20 protein-coding genes are annotated in these 17,980 nt (G+C 60.8%); 12 read left to right on the forward strand and 8 right to left on the reverse strand.

Annotated features, from left to right (window positions below):
• Positions 1–25 precede the first annotated feature (25 nt).
• Positions 26–928, reverse strand: a complete 903-nt coding sequence (locus KGB03_RS02695; RefSeq protein WP_223526275.1) for a LysR family transcriptional regulator — start codon at positions 926–928, stop codon at positions 26–28.
• A 224-nt stretch (positions 929–1,152) separates the two neighbouring features.
• On the opposite strand from KGB03_RS02695, the gene KGB03_RS02700 reads away from it, so the two are divergent.
• Genes KGB03_RS02700 through KGB03_RS02710 form a run of 3 tightly spaced genes read left to right on the forward strand, consistent with a single transcriptional unit; the run spans position 1,153 to position 3,746 of the window.
• Positions 1,153–1,851, forward strand: coding sequence for a CoA transferase subunit A (locus KGB03_RS02700; protein ID WP_223526276.1), 699 nt, complete (start codon positions 1,153–1,155; stop codon positions 1,849–1,851).
• Positions 1,852–1,887: 36 nt separating this feature from the next.
• Positions 1,888–2,553 (forward strand): CoA transferase subunit B, encoded by a 666-nt coding sequence (locus KGB03_RS02705; RefSeq protein ID WP_054051104.1) that lies wholly within the window; start codon positions 1,888–1,890, stop codon positions 2,551–2,553.
• Between the two features lie 11 nt (positions 2,554–2,564).
• Positions 2,565–3,746: an acetyl-CoA C-acetyltransferase gene (locus KGB03_RS02710; RefSeq protein ID WP_111452097.1), complete on the forward strand. Its 1,182-nt coding sequence runs from the start codon at positions 2,565–2,567 to the stop codon at positions 3,744–3,746.
• A gap of 100 nt (positions 3,747–3,846) precedes the next feature.
• Here the strand turns inward: KGB03_RS02710 and KGB03_RS02715 are convergent, their stop codons facing one another.
• Positions 3,847–4,449: an NADPH-dependent F420 reductase gene (locus KGB03_RS02715; protein ID WP_111452096.1), complete on the reverse strand. Its 603-nt coding sequence runs from the start codon at positions 4,447–4,449 to the stop codon at positions 3,847–3,849.
• 111 nt (positions 4,450–4,560) lie between these two features.
• Between KGB03_RS02715 and KGB03_RS02720 the strand changes: the two genes are divergently transcribed.
• The 3 genes from KGB03_RS02720 to KGB03_RS02730 all read left to right on the forward strand — a co-directional run bounded on the left by KGB03_RS02720 (position 4,561) and on the right by KGB03_RS02730 (position 7,276).
• Positions 4,561–5,457: a LysR family transcriptional regulator gene (locus KGB03_RS02720; RefSeq protein WP_218538718.1), complete on the forward strand. Its 897-nt coding sequence runs from the start codon at positions 4,561–4,563 to the stop codon at positions 5,455–5,457.
• A 296-nt stretch (positions 5,458–5,753) separates the two neighbouring features.
• Positions 5,754–6,551: a hypothetical protein gene (locus tag KGB03_RS02725; protein WP_218538717.1), complete on the forward strand. Its 798-nt coding sequence runs from the start codon at positions 5,754–5,756 to the stop codon at positions 6,549–6,551.
• 137 nt (positions 6,552–6,688) lie between these two features.
• Positions 6,689–7,276, forward strand: coding sequence for a hypothetical protein (locus KGB03_RS02730; RefSeq protein WP_218538716.1), 588 nt, complete (start codon positions 6,689–6,691; stop codon positions 7,274–7,276).
• 3 nt (positions 7,277–7,279) lie between these two features.
• Here KGB03_RS02730 and KGB03_RS02735 read toward each other — a convergent pair whose 3' ends face one another.
• The 3 genes from KGB03_RS02735 to KGB03_RS02745 all read right to left on the reverse strand — a co-directional run bounded on the left by KGB03_RS02735 (position 7,280) and on the right by KGB03_RS02745 (position 10,193).
• Positions 7,280–7,996 (reverse strand): alpha/beta hydrolase, encoded by a 717-nt coding sequence (locus KGB03_RS02735; RefSeq protein ID WP_223526277.1) that lies wholly within the window; start codon positions 7,994–7,996, stop codon positions 7,280–7,282.
• Positions 7,997–8,202: 206 nt separating this feature from the next.
• A complete protein-coding gene (locus tag KGB03_RS02740; protein WP_223526278.1) occupies positions 8,203–9,315 on the reverse strand; it encodes a succinylglutamate desuccinylase/aspartoacylase family protein in 1,113 nt (370 codons plus the stop codon).
• Positions 9,316–9,413: 98 nt separating this feature from the next.
• Positions 9,414–10,193 (reverse strand): ABC transporter substrate-binding protein, encoded by a 780-nt coding sequence (locus tag KGB03_RS02745; protein WP_123367271.1) that lies wholly within the window; start codon positions 10,191–10,193, stop codon positions 9,414–9,416.
• 234 nt (positions 10,194–10,427) lie between these two features.
• On the opposite strand from KGB03_RS02745, the gene KGB03_RS02750 reads away from it, so the two are divergent.
• A complete protein-coding gene (locus KGB03_RS02750; RefSeq protein WP_218538712.1) occupies positions 10,428–11,060 on the forward strand; it encodes a type 1 glutamine amidotransferase in 633 nt (210 codons plus the stop codon).
• A gap of 7 nt (positions 11,061–11,067) precedes the next feature.
• Here the strand turns inward: KGB03_RS02750 and KGB03_RS02755 are convergent, their stop codons facing one another.
• A complete protein-coding gene (locus tag KGB03_RS02755; protein ID WP_218538711.1) occupies positions 11,068–11,502 on the reverse strand; it encodes a rhodanese-like domain-containing protein in 435 nt (144 codons plus the stop codon).
• A gap of 101 nt (positions 11,503–11,603) precedes the next feature.
• On the opposite strand from KGB03_RS02755, the gene ftrA reads away from it, so the two are divergent.
• On the forward strand, positions 11,604–12,578 hold the full coding sequence (gene ftrA, locus KGB03_RS02760) for a transcriptional regulator FtrA (RefSeq protein ID WP_223526279.1): 975 nt from the start codon (positions 11,604–11,606) through the stop codon (positions 12,576–12,578).
• A 124-nt stretch (positions 12,579–12,702) separates the two neighbouring features.
• On the opposite strand, the gene cobF is transcribed toward ftrA, so the two are convergent.
• A complete protein-coding gene (gene cobF / locus KGB03_RS02765; protein ID WP_218538709.1) occupies positions 12,703–13,458 on the reverse strand; it encodes a precorrin-6A synthase (deacetylating) in 756 nt (251 codons plus the stop codon).
• Positions 13,458–14,030, reverse strand: coding sequence for a histidine phosphatase family protein (locus KGB03_RS02770; RefSeq protein WP_218538708.1), 573 nt, complete (start codon positions 14,028–14,030; stop codon positions 13,458–13,460). Before KGB03_RS02770 ends, cobF begins: the two co-directional genes overlap by 1 nt.
• A gap of 341 nt (positions 14,031–14,371) precedes the next feature.
• Here KGB03_RS02770 and KGB03_RS02775 point away from each other — a divergent pair, with 341 nt between their 5' ends.
• From KGB03_RS02775 to KGB03_RS02790, 4 genes are read left to right on the forward strand one after another with little or no spacing between them, the layout of a single operon-like run.
• On the forward strand, positions 14,372–15,226 hold the full coding sequence (locus KGB03_RS02775) for a MurR/RpiR family transcriptional regulator (RefSeq protein ID WP_111452084.1): 855 nt from the start codon (positions 14,372–14,374) through the stop codon (positions 15,224–15,226).
• Between the two features lie 2 nt (positions 15,227–15,228).
• Positions 15,229–15,873, forward strand: a complete 645-nt coding sequence (locus tag KGB03_RS02780) for an isochorismatase family cysteine hydrolase (protein WP_223526280.1) — start codon at positions 15,229–15,231, stop codon at positions 15,871–15,873.
• Complete coding sequence (locus KGB03_RS02785) at positions 15,870–17,201, forward strand: glutamine synthetase family protein (protein ID WP_223526281.1); 1,332 nt, start codon at positions 15,870–15,872, stop codon at positions 17,199–17,201. Before KGB03_RS02780 ends, KGB03_RS02785 begins: the two co-directional genes overlap by 4 nt.
• Positions 17,185–17,937: an N-formylglutamate amidohydrolase gene (locus KGB03_RS02790; protein WP_223526282.1), complete on the forward strand. Its 753-nt coding sequence runs from the start codon at positions 17,185–17,187 to the stop codon at positions 17,935–17,937. The genes KGB03_RS02785 and KGB03_RS02790 overlap by 17 nt, the downstream gene beginning before the upstream one ends.
• The last annotated feature ends 43 nt before the right edge of the window (positions 17,938–17,980 follow it).

Consider the following 17,980-nt stretch of genomic DNA (forward strand, 5'->3'; position numbering starts at 1 on the left):
CCCGCTCCCACATTGGATCTGTGTTTCAGTGCGCAGATAAGCGTTGGCCCAGGTTTTCGGCTTTAAGAATATCGAACAGCGCCTGCGCCGCCGCCGACAGTTCCACCCCTGGCTTGGTCAGCACCCCAATCGCCCGCTCCACCACAGGATCGCGCAAGGTAATGCACCGCGCGCCCAATTCCAGCATCTGCCCGACGCACAACGCCGGCACTGCACTCACCCCCAAACCGCTGGCCACCATCCGCCCAACCGTCGCCAACTGATGGCTTTCAAACTCCACCGGCAATTTCATCCCACGCGCCTGCAAGTGCTCTTCGAGCATCACCCGCACCGTGGACGGTCGCTGCAAAGTAATGAACGGCTCCTTGAGCAAGGTCTGCCAATCGATGTCTTCCAGTTCCGCCAAAGGAGAATCCTTCGACACAACGGCCACAAACCGGTCCATGTACAACGGCGTGAATGCCAGCGACGAACTCTGATTCGGTTCAAACGCCACCCCCAGCTCAACCTGCCGGTCACGCACCATCTCCAGCACCTGCTCGTTGATCACGTCATTCACCGTGACGTTGACCTTCGGATAGCGCGCCCGAAAGGTTTTCAGGATCGGCGGCAGCAGGTTGCCGGCAAATGAGGGCATCGCCGCCAGCGTCACACGCCCGCGCTGGAGGGTGAAGCGCTGGCGCAGCTCATCCTCGGCGTTATCCCAGTCAGCGATCAGGCGACGTGCCAGAGGCACCAGCGATTCTCCTTCTGCGGTCAGCGCGACATTGCGCGTGTTGCGGGTGAACAGGCGCCCGCCCAACCCCTCCTCCAGCGCTTTAATGGTCAGGCTCAAGGCCGATTGCGACAGGTGCAACCGCTCGCAGGCCACGGCAAAACTCAGACTCTGGGCCACGGCCAGGAATGCGCGGATCTGCTTGACTGTCATGTGCGAGTTGCTCCAGTAATTAAGAGTACGGCTTGCCCGCGATGGCTTCCTTGAAATCGCCATCGTCGGATCGCCGCCCGGAGCAGGCTCGCTCCCACAGGGGTTATTGGTGAGTTTTATCTATCAATCAACCTTAAAAATCAACTTAACAAATGAATCCTTCAGCGCGACACTCCTACCCCATACGGCTAGCCAGCCGCCCACAAAGAATAAAAGAGGTGCATATGGCAGGTTTCGACAAGCGCGTGAGTTCCTACGAGGAAGCCCTTGCAGGTCTTGAAGACGGCATGACCGTGATCGCCGGCGGCTTCGGTCTGTGCGGGATTCCGGAAAACCTCATCGCCGAGATCAAGCGCAAAGGCACACGCGACCTCACCGTGGTTTCCAACAACTGCGGCGTCGACGGTTTCGGCCTCGGCGTGCTGCTGGTAGACCGGCAGATCCGCAAGGTGGTGGCGTCCTACGTCGGCGAGAACAAACTGTTCGAAGACCAACTGCTTAAAGGCGAAATCGAAGTGGTCCTGACCCCCCAAGGCACCCTCGCCGAAAAAATGCGCGCAGGCGGTGCCGGCATCCCGGCGTTCTTCACCGCCACCGGCGTCGGCACTCCCGTTGCAGACGGCAAGGAAGTCCGCGAATTCCATGGCCGCAAGTACCTGATGGAAGAATCCATCACCGGTGACTTCGCCATCGTCAAAGGCTGGAAAGCCGACCATTTCGGCAACGTCATCTATCGCCACACCGCCCAGAACTTCAACCCGCTGGCCGCCACCGCGGGCAAGATCACCGTGGTCGAAGTCGAAGAAATCGTCGAACCCGGCGAGCTGGACCCGGCGCAGATCCACACCCCTGGCATCTACGTCGACCGGGTCATTTGCGGCACGTTCGAGAAGCGCATCGAACAGCGCACCGTGCGTAAGTGATCCCCTGCCCCCGGACCGAATGAAGGAATAACAACAATGGCACTTTCCCGCGAACAAATGGCTCAACGCGTCGCCCGCGAAATGCAGGACGGCTTCTACGTGAACCTGGGCATCGGCATTCCGACCCTGGTCGCCAACTACATCCCTGAAGGCATGGAAGTCATGCTGCAGTCGGAAAACGGCTTGCTGGGCATGGGTCCCTTTCCTACTGAAGAAACCATCGATGCCGACATGATCAACGCCGGCAAACAAACGGTGACTGCGCGTATCGGCGCGTCGATCTTTTCCTCCGCCGAGTCCTTCGCGATGATCCGCGGTGGTCATGTCGACCTGACCGTACTCGGTGCGTTTGAAGTGGACGTGGAAGGCAACATCGCCTCGTGGATGATCCCCGGCAAACTGGTCAAGGGCATGGGCGGCGCCATGGACCTGGTGGCCGGCGCAGACAACATCATCGTCATCATGACCCACGCGTCCAAGGACGGTGAGTCCAAGCTCCTGTCCAAATGCAGCCTGCCGCTGACCGGTGCCGGGTGCATCAAGCGTGTGCTGACCGACCTGGCTTACCTGGAAATCGAAAACGGCGCGTTCATTCTCAAAGAACGCGCACCGGGCGTCAGCGTCGAGGAGATTGTCGCCAAGACCGCCGGTAAACTGATCGTGCCGGATCACGTTCCGGAAATGCAGTTCGCTGCCCAGTGAGGAATCATTCCATGCAAGAAGTCGTCATTGTCGCCGCCACCCGCACCGCCATCGGCAGTTTCCAGGGTGCCCTGGCCAACGTGTCCGCGGTTGACCTCGGTGCTGCGGTAATCCGTCAGCTGCTGGCGCAAACCGGTCTGGACGTTGCTGAAGTCGATGAAGTGATCATGGGCCAGGTGTTGACCGCCGGCGCCGGACAAAACCCTGCGCGCCAGTCGGCAATCAAGGCCGGCCTGCCCTTCACCGTGCCTGCGATGACCCTGAACAAGGTCTGCGGCTCGGGCCTCAAAGCCCTGCACCTGGCCACTCAGGCGATTCGCTGCGGCGATGCCGATGTGATCATTGCCGGCGGCCAGGAAAACATGAGCCTGTCCAATTACGTCATGCCCGGTGCGCGCACCGGTCTGCGCATGGGTCACGCGCAAATCGTCGACACCATGATCAGCGACGGTTTGTGGGATGCGTTCAACGATTACCACATGGGCATCACCGCCGAGAACCTGGCCGAGAAGTACAGCCTGACTCGCGAGCAACAAGACGCCTTCGCCGCAGCCTCGCAGCAGAAAGCCACGGCCGCCATCGAAGCCGGGCGTTTTGCCGATGAGATCACGCCGATCCTGATTCCTCAGCGCAAGGGCGACCCAGTCGCCTTCCAGGTTGACGAACAGCCACGGGCCGGCACCACCGCTGAAGCACTGGGCAAACTGAAACCGGCCTTCAAAAAGGACGGTTCGGTGACCGCTGGTAACGCCTCGTCCCTGAACGACGGTGCCGCCGCCGTGATCCTGATGAGCGCGGAAAAGGCCAAGGCCCTCGGCCTGCCCGTGCTGGCGAAAATCGCGGCTTACGCCAACGCGGGCGTAGACCCGGCGATCATGGGCATCGGCCCGGTCAGCGCGACTCGTCGTTGCCTGGACAAGGCCGGCTGGTCCATCGACCAACTGGACCTGATCGAAGCCAACGAAGCCTTCGCTGCACAATCGCTGGCGGTGGCCAAGGACCTGGAATGGGACCTGAACAAGGTCAACGTCAACGGCGGCGCTATCGCCCTGGGCCACCCGATCGGTGCGTCGGGTTGCCGAGTGCTGGTGACTCTGCTGCATGAAATGATCAAGCGTGACGCCAAGAAAGGCCTCGCCACCCTGTGCATCGGTGGTGGTCAGGGCGTGGCACTGGCGATCGAGCGGGCGTAAAGCGTTCAACAGATGGCGCGGGGACCCACGAATATCCGTTCGCCGTCTGGCAAAACACCCGGTGCGACTCACGTCGCACCGGGTTCTTTTTGCCTGGCTGTCAGGCAAATTTCACCAGGTTCAGCACCGGCAGCGGACCGCCTGGAAACTGCACCAGCCGCGCCCCGACACTCAATTCCCCAAGATCAATCCCGAAGAAGCCCAGCTGTTCGATCAGCGCCGCCACTTGAGCTTTCGCATCGGCATCATCACCCGAGAGAAACAGCACCCGCCGCCCGCCCTCCGCCGCTGGATCGCTTTCCAGAAAACGTGCCTGAAGGTGATTGAACGCCTTCACCACCCGCGCACCGGGCACCCATTCGGCAAACACTTCGCTGGATGTGCGCCCCTGCAAATCCACCGCCTTGAACGATGGCGCCTCGATTGAGTTGTTGGCGTCGATGACAATCCGTCCGTCAAAATTCGGCAGGCCGGCGAGCGCGGTCGGCAACTTCGACCAATTGACCGCGACCAGCACGATGGCTTGCGCGGCGGCTTCCTCGCGGGTTCCGGCACGCGCCGTTGGCCCGAGTTCTTCCACCAGCGAGGCCAGGCTTTGCGGGCCACGGCTGTTGGCAATAACCACTTCAATGCCTTGACGCGACAGTGCTCTGGCAAAGGCTGCGCCGATTGCGCCGGCGCCGATGATTCCGATGGTGCTCATGGTTGTTCACTCCGTGGGTTGTCGTTGGAGTGAATACTGCGCTTGCCATTAGCGCTTGATTAGCGGGTAATGCCTTGAATGATCTTCAAGCATGACTAGCAGGTGATTCCCATGGAAACCCTCGCCAACCTCGAATCCTTCGTCCGCAGCGCCGAGACCGGCAGTTTTTCCGCCGCCGCACGGGTGCTCGCGCTGACCCCAGCCGCTGTCAGCCGCAACGTGGCGATGCTCGAACGCAACATCGGCGTGCGGCTGTTCCAGCGCTCGACCCGCAAGCTGTCCCTGACCGAAGCCGGGGAACGCTTTCTGACGAGCATCGGCGGCAATCTGGAAGCGTTACAGACAGCAATCAGCGCGGTGAGCAGCGACCAAGGTGAGCCGACGGGCGTGCTCAAGATCAGTCTGGCGCCGACGTTTGGCATCGGCCATGTCTTGCCGCTGCTGCCAGCGTTTCTGGCGCGCTACCCATTGATTCGCCCGGAATGGCACTTCGAAAACCGCCCCGTGGATTTGATTGCCGAAGGGTATGACGCGGCCATTGGCGGCGGTTTCGAGTTAATGCCCGGTGTGGTGTCGCGGACGTTGGCGGCGGCGCATGTGGTGGCGGTCGCCTCTCCCGCCTACCTCGCAGGACGCAGCCTGCCCGACAGTCCGGCAGACCTGTCCGGACACACCGGCATTGTGATGCGCGGCACCCGCACCGGGCGGATTCGCCAATGGCTGATGCACGATGGCGCAGGCAACGAAGCACCGGCCAATCTGAATGAACACATTGTGTTCAATGACCCGGCCGCCATGCGCGAAGCGGCGATACTCGGCCTGGGCGTGACGCTGCTGGTGTTGCCGGATGTGCTGGCGAACATCCAGCGCGGCGAACTGGTGCGCCTGCTGCCCGACTGGCACGCCGACGCGGGGCCGATTTCGCTGTATTACCCGAGCCGGACGTTAATGCCGGCCAAGACCAGGGTGTTCATCGAGTTTGTGGTCGAGGCGTTTTCACACCACTGACAGACTGATAGTTCCCACGCCGCACCGCGCTGGCCTCACGCTTTTTTGGTGTACGCAAAACCCTGTAGGAGCTGAGCTTGCTCCGGGCGGCGATCCGACGATGACGGCGGCACATTCAATATTGAATAGCCTGTCAGATCGCCATCGTCGAATCGCCGCCCGGAGCAAGCTCGGCTCCTACACAGGCATGTCGTGATTGAAACCTTCATTTTTGTATACAAAATCACGACATCTATAGAGCAATCCCGCCCACGCAATGCTAACGTTGCCGCCTCACTCAGGTCGGAGGTGCGGGCGTGCTGCTACTCAAACTGCTGGTCATCCCAGGATTTCTCTTGCTGATTTCCCTGGCCGGTAAACGCTGGGGACCGAGTGTCGCCGGTTGGCTGTCGGGGTTGCCGGTGGTGGTCGGGCCGATTCTGTTCTTTCTCGCCATCGAGCAGGGCCAGGTGTTCGCCGCTCAATCGGCGACGGCGGCGCTGTCGGCGATGTTCGCGATGATTGCCTTTTGCGTGACCTACGCTCAGGTTGCACAACGCGCGAAGTGGCCGTGGGCGCTGGTGATTTCGCTGTTGGTCTGGGCCACGGCGGCCGTTGTGCTGTCGTTGATTCCGCCGTCCCTGGTGTTCTCGGTGATCGCTGCCGCGACTGCCCTGCTGGCGGCGCCGTATCTGTTTCCCTCGGTACAGCCGATCGTTTCGGCCCCGGCGCCGAAGTCCGACAAATTGCTGTTACGCATGATTGCCGGCGCCCTGCTCACCCTCGCTGTCACATTGTTGGCCAGCACCGTCGGTGAACGCTGGAGCGGTCTGCTCGCGGTGTTCCCGGTGCTGGGCAGCGTGATGGCGGTGTTCTCCCAGCAAACCCGCGGCCCGGCATTTACCGCTGCATTGTTGCGGGCCACCGCGACCGGGATGTATTCGTTCGCCGCGTTTTGCCTGGTGTTGGCGCTGACGTTGCCGAATTTTGGTTGGTGGGGATTCGCGATGGGAGTGGTGGTTTCGTTGGGGATGTTGTTGGTGACGAAGAGACTGGTCATGGGTTCAAAAGACAGTTCGACCGTATCAAAGAACTTGCAGAAGGCCGACACGTAACACCATGGTCTTAAAGAGAACTCTTTTGTCTCAGAGTCAGGCGTAACGCTGTCCCTGCCACAGGACTGAGGGCTGCCAGAAAGTGGATTCCATGGGATGATTGCGGCGAACGCGCGACCATCCACTGGAGTTTCTGAATGTCATTGTTGAGTAAAAAAGCCGTTGTCCTGTTGTTGACGGCGGTTGCCAGTCTGGGAGCGCTGAATGCGCAGGCCGCCAAGGCCACTGCCAGCGATGCCGCGCCGGCACAGAACGTCTCGATGCTCGGCGGCAAGTTCAAGTTCAGCCTGCCTAAAGGCTTCGTCGCCAACCCGCTGCCTGCCGGCGACGCGACCACCGGCACCGCCGGGGCAACGGGCACCATGTACACCAATCAGGCGACTAAAACCGTCGTGATCGCCGCTGAAAACACCATCCCCGGCGGCCTCAACGTCAAAGACAACGACGGTCAGTTCCTCGACTCCGTGGCGTCTGACTTCGCCACCCAACAAGCCACGGCGCTGCCGGACTTCACCAAACTCAGTGAAAAAAGCCTGACCCAGAAAGGCACTGGCCTGGGGTTGCGGCAGATCGACAGCACCGCCACCCAAGGCGGCGGCAAAACCCTCGACACCACGCTGATGGCCGCGTCCAACACGCGCATGGCGATCATTCAGGTGATTTCCCGCCTCAGCGACAATGCTGGCCACGAGACGCTGGTCAAACAGATCGTCACCGGCAAGTAAGCGTCAGGGATTGAGACGCTGCAACCAGGCGCTCAAGTCCTGCATTTCGGCAGCACTGATGCTGTGACCGACGCCAGGGTAGGCATGAAATTCAGGCTTGAGTGACAGGCTCTGCAACAGGCTGTCGGCGTCCGTGCCATCAACGTACGGAAGGCGTTTGTCCGCGGTGCCATGACCGATGAAAATCGCCAGCTCCTGGCGCTTTTCATCCGGTTTCAGTTCGGACCTGAGCACCGGCAGAATCCGCCCGCTCAACGCCGCGATCCCGCCCACCGCCTCGGGGTGACGCAGGGCCACCTCGTAGGACATGATCGCGCCCTGGCTGAAACCCACCAGGAACACCTTGTTCGGTTCGGTGTGATATTTCTTCGCCGCTTGTGCAACGAAATCCTGCAGCACCTGGCCGCTGGACTTCAGATCATCGGTCTCACCGTTGTAGGCCGCGTTGCCCTTCTCGCGAAACCACTTGTAACTGCCCTCCTCCATCACCATCGGTGCGCGTACCGACAGGTAGTTGTATGACGCAGGCAGTTCATCCTTGATGTCGAACAGGTCCTCCTCGTTACTGCCAAAACCGTGGAGGAAAATCACCAGGGGCTGATTGCGCGATTCGGGGTTGGCCTGCTCCAGGTACTTGAGTGGCAGATCGGTTTGCAGCGGGATTTGAGCATGGACGGCGGTGGACGCCAGGAGTGTCAGCAGAGCGAGAAACTTCAACATAAACCTTCCTTCACAAGTGCAGGATTCGGGGCAGAGCCTAACACTGTGAATCGGGATGTCGATAATTGGCTGGACATCTTCGCCACTTCATCGGGCCTCTTCGCGAGCAAGCCCGCTCCCACCGTTGACCGCATTAGTCCAGACAACTCGGTCAACTGTGGGAGCGGGCTTGCTCGCGAAGGCGGCCTCGAAAACGACTAAAATCCTCAGTCGTTAATCAACTTCCCGACCCGAATCGGCTCGCGCCCCGCGACCTTCGCCTGCCAGGTGCCCGGCTGGGTATAGCGCCCGCGATCGATGGCAAACAACACCCCACTGGTCCCGGCGCAAACAGTCGTGACCCGATCATTCAGCGGATCGACCACTTCAAACAGCGCATCTCCCTTCTCCACCCATTCACCCGAATCGCGCAGGAAACTGACGACCCCGTGATGCGGCGCGAACAGGTATTGGGTGCCTTCGAACGGCATGCCTTCACAGCATTCGCTCGGGGCCGCAGGCCAAGTGCCTTTGATGAAACCCTGTTCGGCGAGGAACCCGAGAATCGCCTCGCAATTGGCTTGAGCCTGATCGACTCGCGTATCACCCATGCTGCCCAGCTCCAGCGTCGTCGCCAGGTTGGCCGGCGGGATCGCGGCTTCAGGGAAAGCCCTGGCCAGGCGCAACCACGGGGTTGAACACGACTCATCGAATGAACTGCCGCCAGAATCTTCGCAGAGCAACGCCACCCCAGCCTTCAAACGCGCCGCCAGGGATTGCCACTGCGGCCAGTGTTGCGGCAAGGCATACAGATGAATCGCCGCGTCGAAATCACAATGCAGATCCAGGGTGATGTCGGCCTCACAGGCGTGGCGCAGCAGCAAGCGGTGCATAGCTTCAAGTTGCGAGGCCGGTGCCGGCAAATCGTCGAGTACCTGGCACATGGTCTGGCGAATCAGCGCAATGTTGGCAACCGCATCACTGCCCAACCGATCGCCGATCAACTCGGCCACCGGAGCGCTGAGTTCGACGAAGGAGCGGTTGAAGTTCTTGCCACTGCCCAGCTCGAAGCGGCCCATGTGGCTGCCTTGCAGGTGCTGATCGAGGCCAATGGGATTGGCCACCGGGACCAGTTCAATCACGCCCTGCAACTGGCCCTGGGTTTCGAGTTCGGCCAGACGCTTTTTCAGTTCCCACGCCGTGCGCATGCCCGGCAGTTCATCCGCGTGCAGGCTGGCCTGGATGTAGACCTTGCGGGTGCCCGCGCCAAAACGAAACACGCTGAGGGTGCGTTCGGTGCCCAGGTGACTCCAGGGCAGTGAATGGTCGATGCGTTGCATGGGGTGCTCCTGTGTTCGCGTGCTGCGCAGAATAAATCATCAAGGCATAAAAAAAGTGGCAACCGCGTCAACGGTCGCCACTTTTTTGAACGGCGTGATTACTGGCCGTAAACGTCAAAGTCAAAGTACTTGTCTTGCACTTGCTTGTACTTGCCGTTGGCGCGGATTTCGTTGATGGCGGTGTTGAATTTCTCTGCCAGGGCGGTATCGCCCTTGCGCACAGCAATACCGGCACCGCCGCCGAAGTACTTGGCGTCTTCGTAGGTCGGGCCGACGAAAGCGAAGCCTTTACCGGCGTCGGTTTTCAGGAAACCGTCGTCCAGGTTGACCGAGTCGGCCAGCATCGCGTCGAGACGACCGGCGACCATGTCCAGGTTGGCTTCCTGCTGGGAGCCGTAGCGAACCAGATTGATACCGGCCGGCACCAGCACTTCAGTGGCGAAGCGGTCGTGGGTACTGGCGCGCAGCACACCGACTTTCTTGCCTTTGAGTTCGGTCAGCGGGTCTTTGATGTCGGTGCCTTCCTTCATCACGAAGCGCGCCGGGGTGTGGTAGTACTTGATGGTGAAGTCGACGTTCTTTTTGCGATCGTCGGTGATGGTCATGGACGACAGGATCGCGTCGATTTTCTTGACCTTCAGCGCCGGGATCAGGCCGTCGAACTCTTGCTCGACCCAGGTGCACTTCACTTTCATTTGCTCGCACAGTGCGTCGCCGATGTCCACGTCGAAACCGGTGAGTTTGCCGTCAGGGGTTTTCATCGAGAATGGCGGGTAACCGGCTTCGATACCGAGACGGATCGGCTTGGCGTCTTCGGCCACAGCCGTCAGAGACAACATCGACAGTGCCAGAGCACCGAACATCACTAGCTTCTTCATTTATAACTCCTGTGTGCGGAGGCTTTTATTGGCAGATTTCGGTAGGTGAAGACCGAAGTGGCCGGCAGTCTAGAGCGGCTCAAGGAGGGCAAATTGTGTTTAAGCGACAAATACTTATAGAAATGCAGCCGAAAGATTCAAGTCCCTTGAAGCGTGCGCCAAGCCGGTGCAAAGACTGTAGGACAAACCCTTTTTTCAGACAAAACCTACAAGCAAAAACTACAAGAGAGCCCTATGCCCACGTTGAACCTGATCCAGCACCACCCCGCCGAAGGTCCCGGCGCCATTGCCACGTGGGCCGCGTCCCGAGGTTTGACCCTGAACGTGTTTCGCGCCGACCTCGGCCAGTTGCCGCCAGTCAGTGCCGCACCCGTGATCCTGTTGGGCGGGCCTTATGAATCCGACGCCGGGCCAGCCTGGCTGGAAGTTGAACGCCAGTGGTTGGCGGGCAGCCTGGATCAAGGCGCGGCGGTGTTTGCGATTTGTCTGGGGGCGCAGTTACTGGCGCTGAGCCTGGGTGGGAATGTGCGGCGGATGGATCGAACCGAAACCGGTTGGACGCCCGTGACCTTTGTCGATGGCCAGACGTTGCAGGTGCTGGAATGGCACGAAGACGCCATCGACCTGCCACCAAACGCTCAGTTGCTGGCCAGCAGTGATCAGTGCGAGCAGCAGATGTATCGCGTCGGGCCAACGCGGGTGGGTTTGCAGTTCCATCCGGAGTGGACGGCTGAATCGGTGGCAACGCTCAATGAACACTTTGCCGAAGAGTCACCGCTGCCCCGGGGTCAACAGGACAGCGCCGCCTATGCAGCCGTGTTTGAGTGGTTGCAGGCGACGCTTGATGAGTGGTGGGCATCCGTTTAGAGCAAGATCAACATTCGCAACCGATCACGGTGCTGGCAGGCCGTTGCAGCGCAACACTCAACTCAAACCCCTCATCCAGCCACCCGGTCACCCCGCCGATCATTTCCTTGACCGGGTAACCCAGCGCCGCCAGTTTCACCGCAGCCTTGTTGGCACCGTTGCAGTGGGGCCCGGCGCAATACACCACGAACACGCTGGTTTTCGGGTAGGCCGCCAGAGCTTCAGCGTTCAGCAGTCGCCCCGGAATATTGATCGCTCCCGGCACATGGCCACGCTCGAACGCGAGCGGGCCGCGCACGTCTACCAGGATAAAATCCACTTCGCTGGCCTGTTGGCTGCCGTGGACGTCGGAACAGTCGGTTTCGAAGGTCAGACGGTTGCTGAAATGCATCAGGGCGATGGCCGATGGGGCGGCGGGAATCTCGCGGACCAGGCTGGTCATGGGCTGTACTCCAAAGTCTCGGTGGGTGTGAGAAGACTTTATCGGCCCGACGCTTGCGGCTACAGTGGCGCACAAGACACTCACCGGGAACTTTCCGCCAAATGCAGCCCACCCCTGGATTGGTCGCGATTCTGGCCTACGACGGCCTCTGTACGTTCGAGTTCGGCATCGCCGTGGAGATCTTCGGCCTGGCCCGCCCGGAGTTCGACTTCCCTTGGTACGAACACCGAATCGCCGCCGTCGATAGGGGCCCGATGCGCGCCATGGGCGGTATTCAGGTGCTGGCCGATGGCGGCATGGAACTGCTCGAAGACGCCCGGACCATCATCATTCCCGGCTGGCGTGATCGCAGCGCCCCGGTGCCTGAGGCATTGATCGCGGCCCTGCGCCAGGCCCATGCCCGGGGTGCGCGGCTGCTGTCGATCTGCTCGGGGGTGTTCGTGCTGGCAGCCACCGGTTTGCTCGACGGTCGTGGCGCCACCACGCACTGGCGTTACGCCGCTGAGTTGGCCGAGCGTTTTCCGAACATTCTGGTGGACCCGGACGTGCTCTATGTCGATTCAGGTCAACTGATCACCTCGGCCGGCAGCGCTGCAGGTATCGATGCCTGCCTGCACTTGGTGGCGCGGGACTTCGGCACGCAAGTGGCCAACTCGGTGGCGCGGCGGCTGGTGATGTCGCCGCAGCGCACCGGCGGTCAGGCGCAGTTTATTCCCACGCCGGTCAGTCCTACACCGCGTAGCGATTTGTCGCGCGTCATGCAGTGGGCACGCGAGCGTTTGCATGAACCGCTGGAGGTTCGCGAGCTGGCGAGTGAGGCGGCCATGAGTGAACGGACGTTTCTGCGCCGCTTCACTGAAGCCACCGGCATGCCGCCCAAAGCCTGGTTGCAGCATGAGCGACTGGGCCGCGCTCGGGAGCTGCTTGAGAGCACGAGCCAGAACACCGACCAAATTGCCCAGCGCTGCGGTTATCGCTCGGTGGAGAGTTTTCGGGTGGCGTTTCGCAGCGTGGTCGGGGTGCCGCCTTCGGTGTATCGGGAGCGGTTTGGGCACGGGGTAAAAGCGATTTCTTGAGGTGTTCTTTAGGGCCTCTTCGCGAGCAAGCCCGCTCCCACAGTTGACCGAGTAGTTTGGACGGACGCGGTCTAATGTGGGAGCGGGCTTGCTCGCGAAGGCGTCAGCCCAGACACCGCTGCACTCAAGGCTTACGCAACAGATACGTATCCATAATCCACCCATTCGCCAACCGGGCCGCCTTGCGCACTCGTTCAATCTCATCCGCCACCTCCCTGAGCTTGCCGCTGATCAAGATCTCATCCGGCGTCCCCAGGTAGGCCCCCCAGTAAATCTCTGTCTCCTGATCCGCCACCCGATGGTAGGAATCTTCTGCATCGAGCATCACCACCAGGCTGTCGGCATCGCTCACCTGCCCCGCCGCCAACCGTCGGCCAGTGGTGATTTCAATCGAGCGGCCAATGCGGTTCAGCGGCACCTTATGTTGCGCCGCCAGCGCCTGAACACTGGTGATGCCGGGGATCACTTCAAACTCGAAGACGCACCGGCCCGAGGCCAGAATCGCCTGCAAGATCCGAATGGTGCTGTCGTACAACGCCGGATCGCCCCACACCAGAAAACCGGCGCACTGCTCGTCAGTCATTTCCTCGCTGATCAACCGTTCGAACGTCTGCTGCTTGGCCAGGTTCAGGTCTTCCACGCTGGCCTTGTAGTCCACATCACCGCGTTCACGCTCCGGGCTGTGGGCTTCGACGAAGCGGTAGTCGCGATCAGTGATGTAGCGCTCGCAGATCTCGCGGCGCAGGTCGATCAGTTTGTCTTTGCTCTGGCCCTTGTCCATGAGGAAAAACACGTCGACGAGGTTCAGCGCTTTCACGGCCTGCATCGTGATGTAGTCGGGGTTGCCGGCGCCGATGCCGATGACCAGAAGTTTTTTCATCAACGTGTTCCCTCAGGGTCCGTGCCCAGCAAGCGCAAGCGCCAGCGGCCGTTAAAGCGCAACTCAATGGCCGACAGCGGTTCAACATCGATCAGGTTGAACGCTGTGCCTTGCAGCACCTGCGTCAGCGCGGCGCGAATGACAAACGGATGGGTGATGGCAACGATGTGTCCCGCAGTGGCCTCCAGCGTTTTCAGCCAAGCGGTCACCCGCTCACCGAGTTGCACCACCGACTCGCCGCCGTGGGGCGCCGAATTCGGATCATCGAGCCAGATTTGTAGCGCTTGGGCTGAGGATTTTTGCAGATCGTCGATCCGCGCGCCTTTCCAGTGCCCGAAATCGCAATCCCTCAATGCCTCGACAATCTCCACGTCACTGCCGAACAACTCGGCGGTTTGCCGGGTTCTCAGTTCAGGCCCACACACCAGTCGCGGCGTCCCCTTGAACTGAGCACGACGCGATCCCCTTGCCGATTGCCAATCCATTTCTATTGGCTCATTCGTAGGAAAACACGCCAATTTTTGTGCGACGGTTCGAGCGTGGCACATCAAAGTCAAACGGGTTGCCTGCACGAAGGATCACTCTGTCGATGAAAATTGAAAACGGCGTCACACCGCGATTTATTGCCAATTGTGCCGTAAGAAGCGCGACCCAGGGCGTTTCGTTTGATCCAGCAAACACAGGTCCTGACTCACACGCACCTGGAAAAAACGGCGATATCCGACACCACTATGGGCGATGGCCTACAAGCTCTGTCGACTTCCATGTAGCCCAAGGCCCACGGGGTTTTTGCCCTGTTTTGGGGCTTTCAAAAACCATCGAAAAATTCACTAGACATGTTGAGTCCGCTACATAAATACTGTTTTAGCAATTTATGAAATGAAACCGACATATTCATCCAGCAGGAGCCCGGATGCCTTCTCTCAGAGACCTGATCACCGATCCCGGCCTGGACCTTACGCCGTCGGAACGCAAAGTCACCCGTGCCTTGCTGGACCAGTACCCGCGTAACGGACTGGGCCCGATGTCACGTTTGGCCGAACATGCCGGTGTCAGCGATCCCACCATCGTGCGACTGGTCAAAAAACTGGGTTTCAGCGGTTATGCCGATTTCCAGGATGCCCTGCTCAGTGACATGGACCACCGCCTCCGCTCCCCCAGCACCCTGTTGCAACCTCGCTCCAATCTTCAGAAAGGCGACGTCTGGAGCCAATATCTGGCGCACAGCCATCGAGCGCTGGTGGACACCCATGCGCTGACCCAACCCGAAGATGTGCGAATTCTGGTGGAATGGCTGCTCGACACCCGCCATCAGGTGCATTGCTTCGGCGGGCGCTTCAGCAGTTTCCTCGCCAGTTATTTACTCAATCACCTGCGCTTGCTGCGTCCAGGCTGTTTCGCCCTGGAAGACAACGCGCAACTGCCCGACCGTTTGTTCGACGTGCAACGTCAGGACATGGTGCTGGTGTTCGACTATCGCCGCTATCAGTCACAGGCCCTGCGCGTGGCCAATGCGGCGAAAAGTCGCTATGCACGCGTGGTGTTGTTTACCGACATCTATGCTTCACCGTTGCGGGAAATGGCCGACCTGATCATCAGTGCACCAGTGGAATCGGTGTCGGCCTTCGACACCCTGGTTCCGGCGCTGGCCCAGGTCGAGGCGCTGATCGCCTGCCTGACCCTGCGCAGTCCGGACCTGGCCGATCGCCTGGAAGGCATCGACGCCCTGCGGACCGACTTCGACACCCACCTGCTGGAGGAAAAATAAGGATGTTCAAGCTCCCCCACCACTCACCTCGGGATTTGCCATTCGTCACCGATCACACCGCGCTGTTGCTGGTGGACATGCAACGCGCCTGGCTTGAGCCGCAGTTCGACCCGCACCTCAACGGGCCGGACGCCGAATATTTCCTGACCCGCACCCACATGCAGGTGGTGCCCAATCAACGCCGGCTGCTCAGCGCCTTTCGCAGCGCCCGGCAAAACGTGCTGCACACGATCATCGAAAGCCTCACCGCCGATGGCCGCGACCGCTCGCTGGACCACAAGCTCTCGGACATGCACTTGCCCAAGGGCAGCCCGCCAGCGCGGATCATTGACGACCTGACCCCGGCAGAAAACGAAATCGTGCTGCCCAAGACCTCGTCCGGGGTCTTCAACTCCACCAACATCGACTACGTGCTGCGCAACCTCGGGACGCGGCACCTGATCATCGCCGGCATCGTCACCGACCAGTGCGTGGACATGGCCGTGCGTGATGCCGCCGACCGCGGTTATCTGGTGACGCTGGTGGAAGATGCCTGCGCGACTTACACACCCGAGCGGCATCAGGCCTGCCTGAATGCAATCAGGGGTTACTGCTGGATCACCGACACCCAGACCGTGCTCGGCCGGTTGCAGGAGATGCAGCCATGAGCGAGCGCCTGTTGCCACTGCCCATGACCACCCTCGTTACCACCGACCTGATCGGCGTGACACGCGGACGCTCCTTTCCCACGGACGAACTCGAGCATTATCAAAGGATGGGGTGTGGCTGGGTGCCGGCCAACAGCGCGCTGACCCCGCAAGACATCATCGCCTACGCCAACCCGTGGGGCGCTTATGGCGATTTGCGGCTGATGCCTGACCTGCTCAGCCGAGTGACGGTCAGTAACGGCCCGGATGCCAATGCGCCAGCGCTGGATTTTATGCACAGTGACATTTGCGAAACCGATGGCCGCCCGTGGGGTGCCTGCCCGCGTACGGTGTTGCGCAATGAGGTAGAACGTTATCGCGCCGAGTTGGGCTTGCAGGTCAACGCAGCGTTCGAGCATGAATTCAACTTGAACACCGGCGACGTTGAACACCTGGCGTTTTCCCTGCAAGCCCAGCGTCAGGGTGCCGAATTTGGCGGTTGGCTGCTCAGCGCCCTGCGTGCCGCTGGCGTCGAGCCGGAAATGTTCCTGCCCGAGTACGGCAAGCATCAATACGAAATCACCTGTCGCCCGACCCTTGGGGTGGCCGCTGCCGACCGCGCGGTGAACGTGCGTGAAATCACCCGCGAGATCGCCCGGCAGATGGGCCTGGCGTTGAGCTTCGCGCCCAAGACCTCGGAGCATGCGGTGTGCAACGGCGTGCACCTGCACGTCAGCCTGCTGGACCTGGCTGGCCAGCCAGTAATGTACGACGCCGGCACCACCAATGGCTTGTCGACCCTCGGCCAGCACTGGGCCGCCGGCATCCTGCATCACCTGCCCGCGCTTTGTGCGTTTACCGCGCCGACGCCGGTGTCCTACGAGCGTTTGCAGCCCCATCACTGGAGCGCATCCTACGCGTGCCTCGGGCAACGCAACCGCGAAGCGGCGCTGCGAATCTGCCCGACGACAAGCCTGGGCGGCAAAACGGTGGCGTCGCAATACAACCTGGAATTTCGCGCCATGGACGCCACGTCCTCGCCGCACCTGGCCATGGCCGCGCTGCTGATTGCCGGCCGGCTGGGCATCGAACAACGCCTGGCTCTAAACGCAATCACCGATGAAGTCCCCGACGCCCTGAACGAAGAACAACGCCAGGCGCGCGGCATCGTCGCCCTGCCCGCGTCCCTTGCCCAGGCCCTGGATTGCCTGCGCAACAGCGAGGCACTGATTGAAGCCCTGCCGAGCGCGTTGCTGGACACCTACTTCGCCCTTAAAGCCGAGGAACTGACGCTGACGGAACAGCTGTCGCCCGCCGAACGCTGTGAGCACTATGCGCGCCTGTACTGAATCGGCTGAGCTCGGTCTTTACACCGGGCCCGCGTACACCCTGAGTCGGGAAGACTCCGATCACCCGTTGATTCTGGTGTGCGAACACGCCAGCCGTTTTATTCCCGCCGGGTTAAATGACCTGGGCCTGAGTCACGAGGCGGCCCATGAGCACATCGCCTGGGACATCGGCGCCCTGGCGCTGGCCGAGGGCTTGTCCCGCGCATTGGGCGCAACCCTGTTGGCGGCCAATTATTCGCGCCTGTTGGTCGACCTCAACCGACCGCGCCAGGCCCCGGACAGCATTCCGGCGCAGAGCGAGATTTATCAGGTGCCGGGCAACCGGGATCTGGACGAGGCCACCCGCGAGTACCGTCGGCAATCCCTGTTCGAACCGTTTCACTCGCGTCTGACAGACTTGATCGACGTGCGTGTCGCTCAAGGCCGGCCGGTGCGGGTGGTGGGGATTCACAGCTTCACGCCGATCTATCACGGCCAGCCCCGCGTGCTTGAAGTTGGCGTGTTGTATAGAGAGGCCAAGGAATATGCCCAGCGTTTGATCGATGGCTTGAGCCAGCATCCATTGAAGGTTGCCGGTAATGAGCCGTACAAAATCAACCCGCTGGGCGACATGACCGTGCCGGTCCACGGTGATGCACGAGGCCTTGAATCAGTGTTGATCGAGGTGCGCAACGACCTGCTGCGCACGCCTGAAGGCGTCAATCGCTTTACCGACTACCTGGCGCCGCTGTTGTAAAGGAGTCGCTTCAAACTCGCAGCGTGTAGCTGCGTTCATATCA

The organism is Pseudomonas sp. BF-B-26, from assembly GCF_019956495.1.
GTDB lineage: Bacteria > Pseudomonadota > Gammaproteobacteria > Pseudomonadales > Pseudomonadaceae > Aquipseudomonas.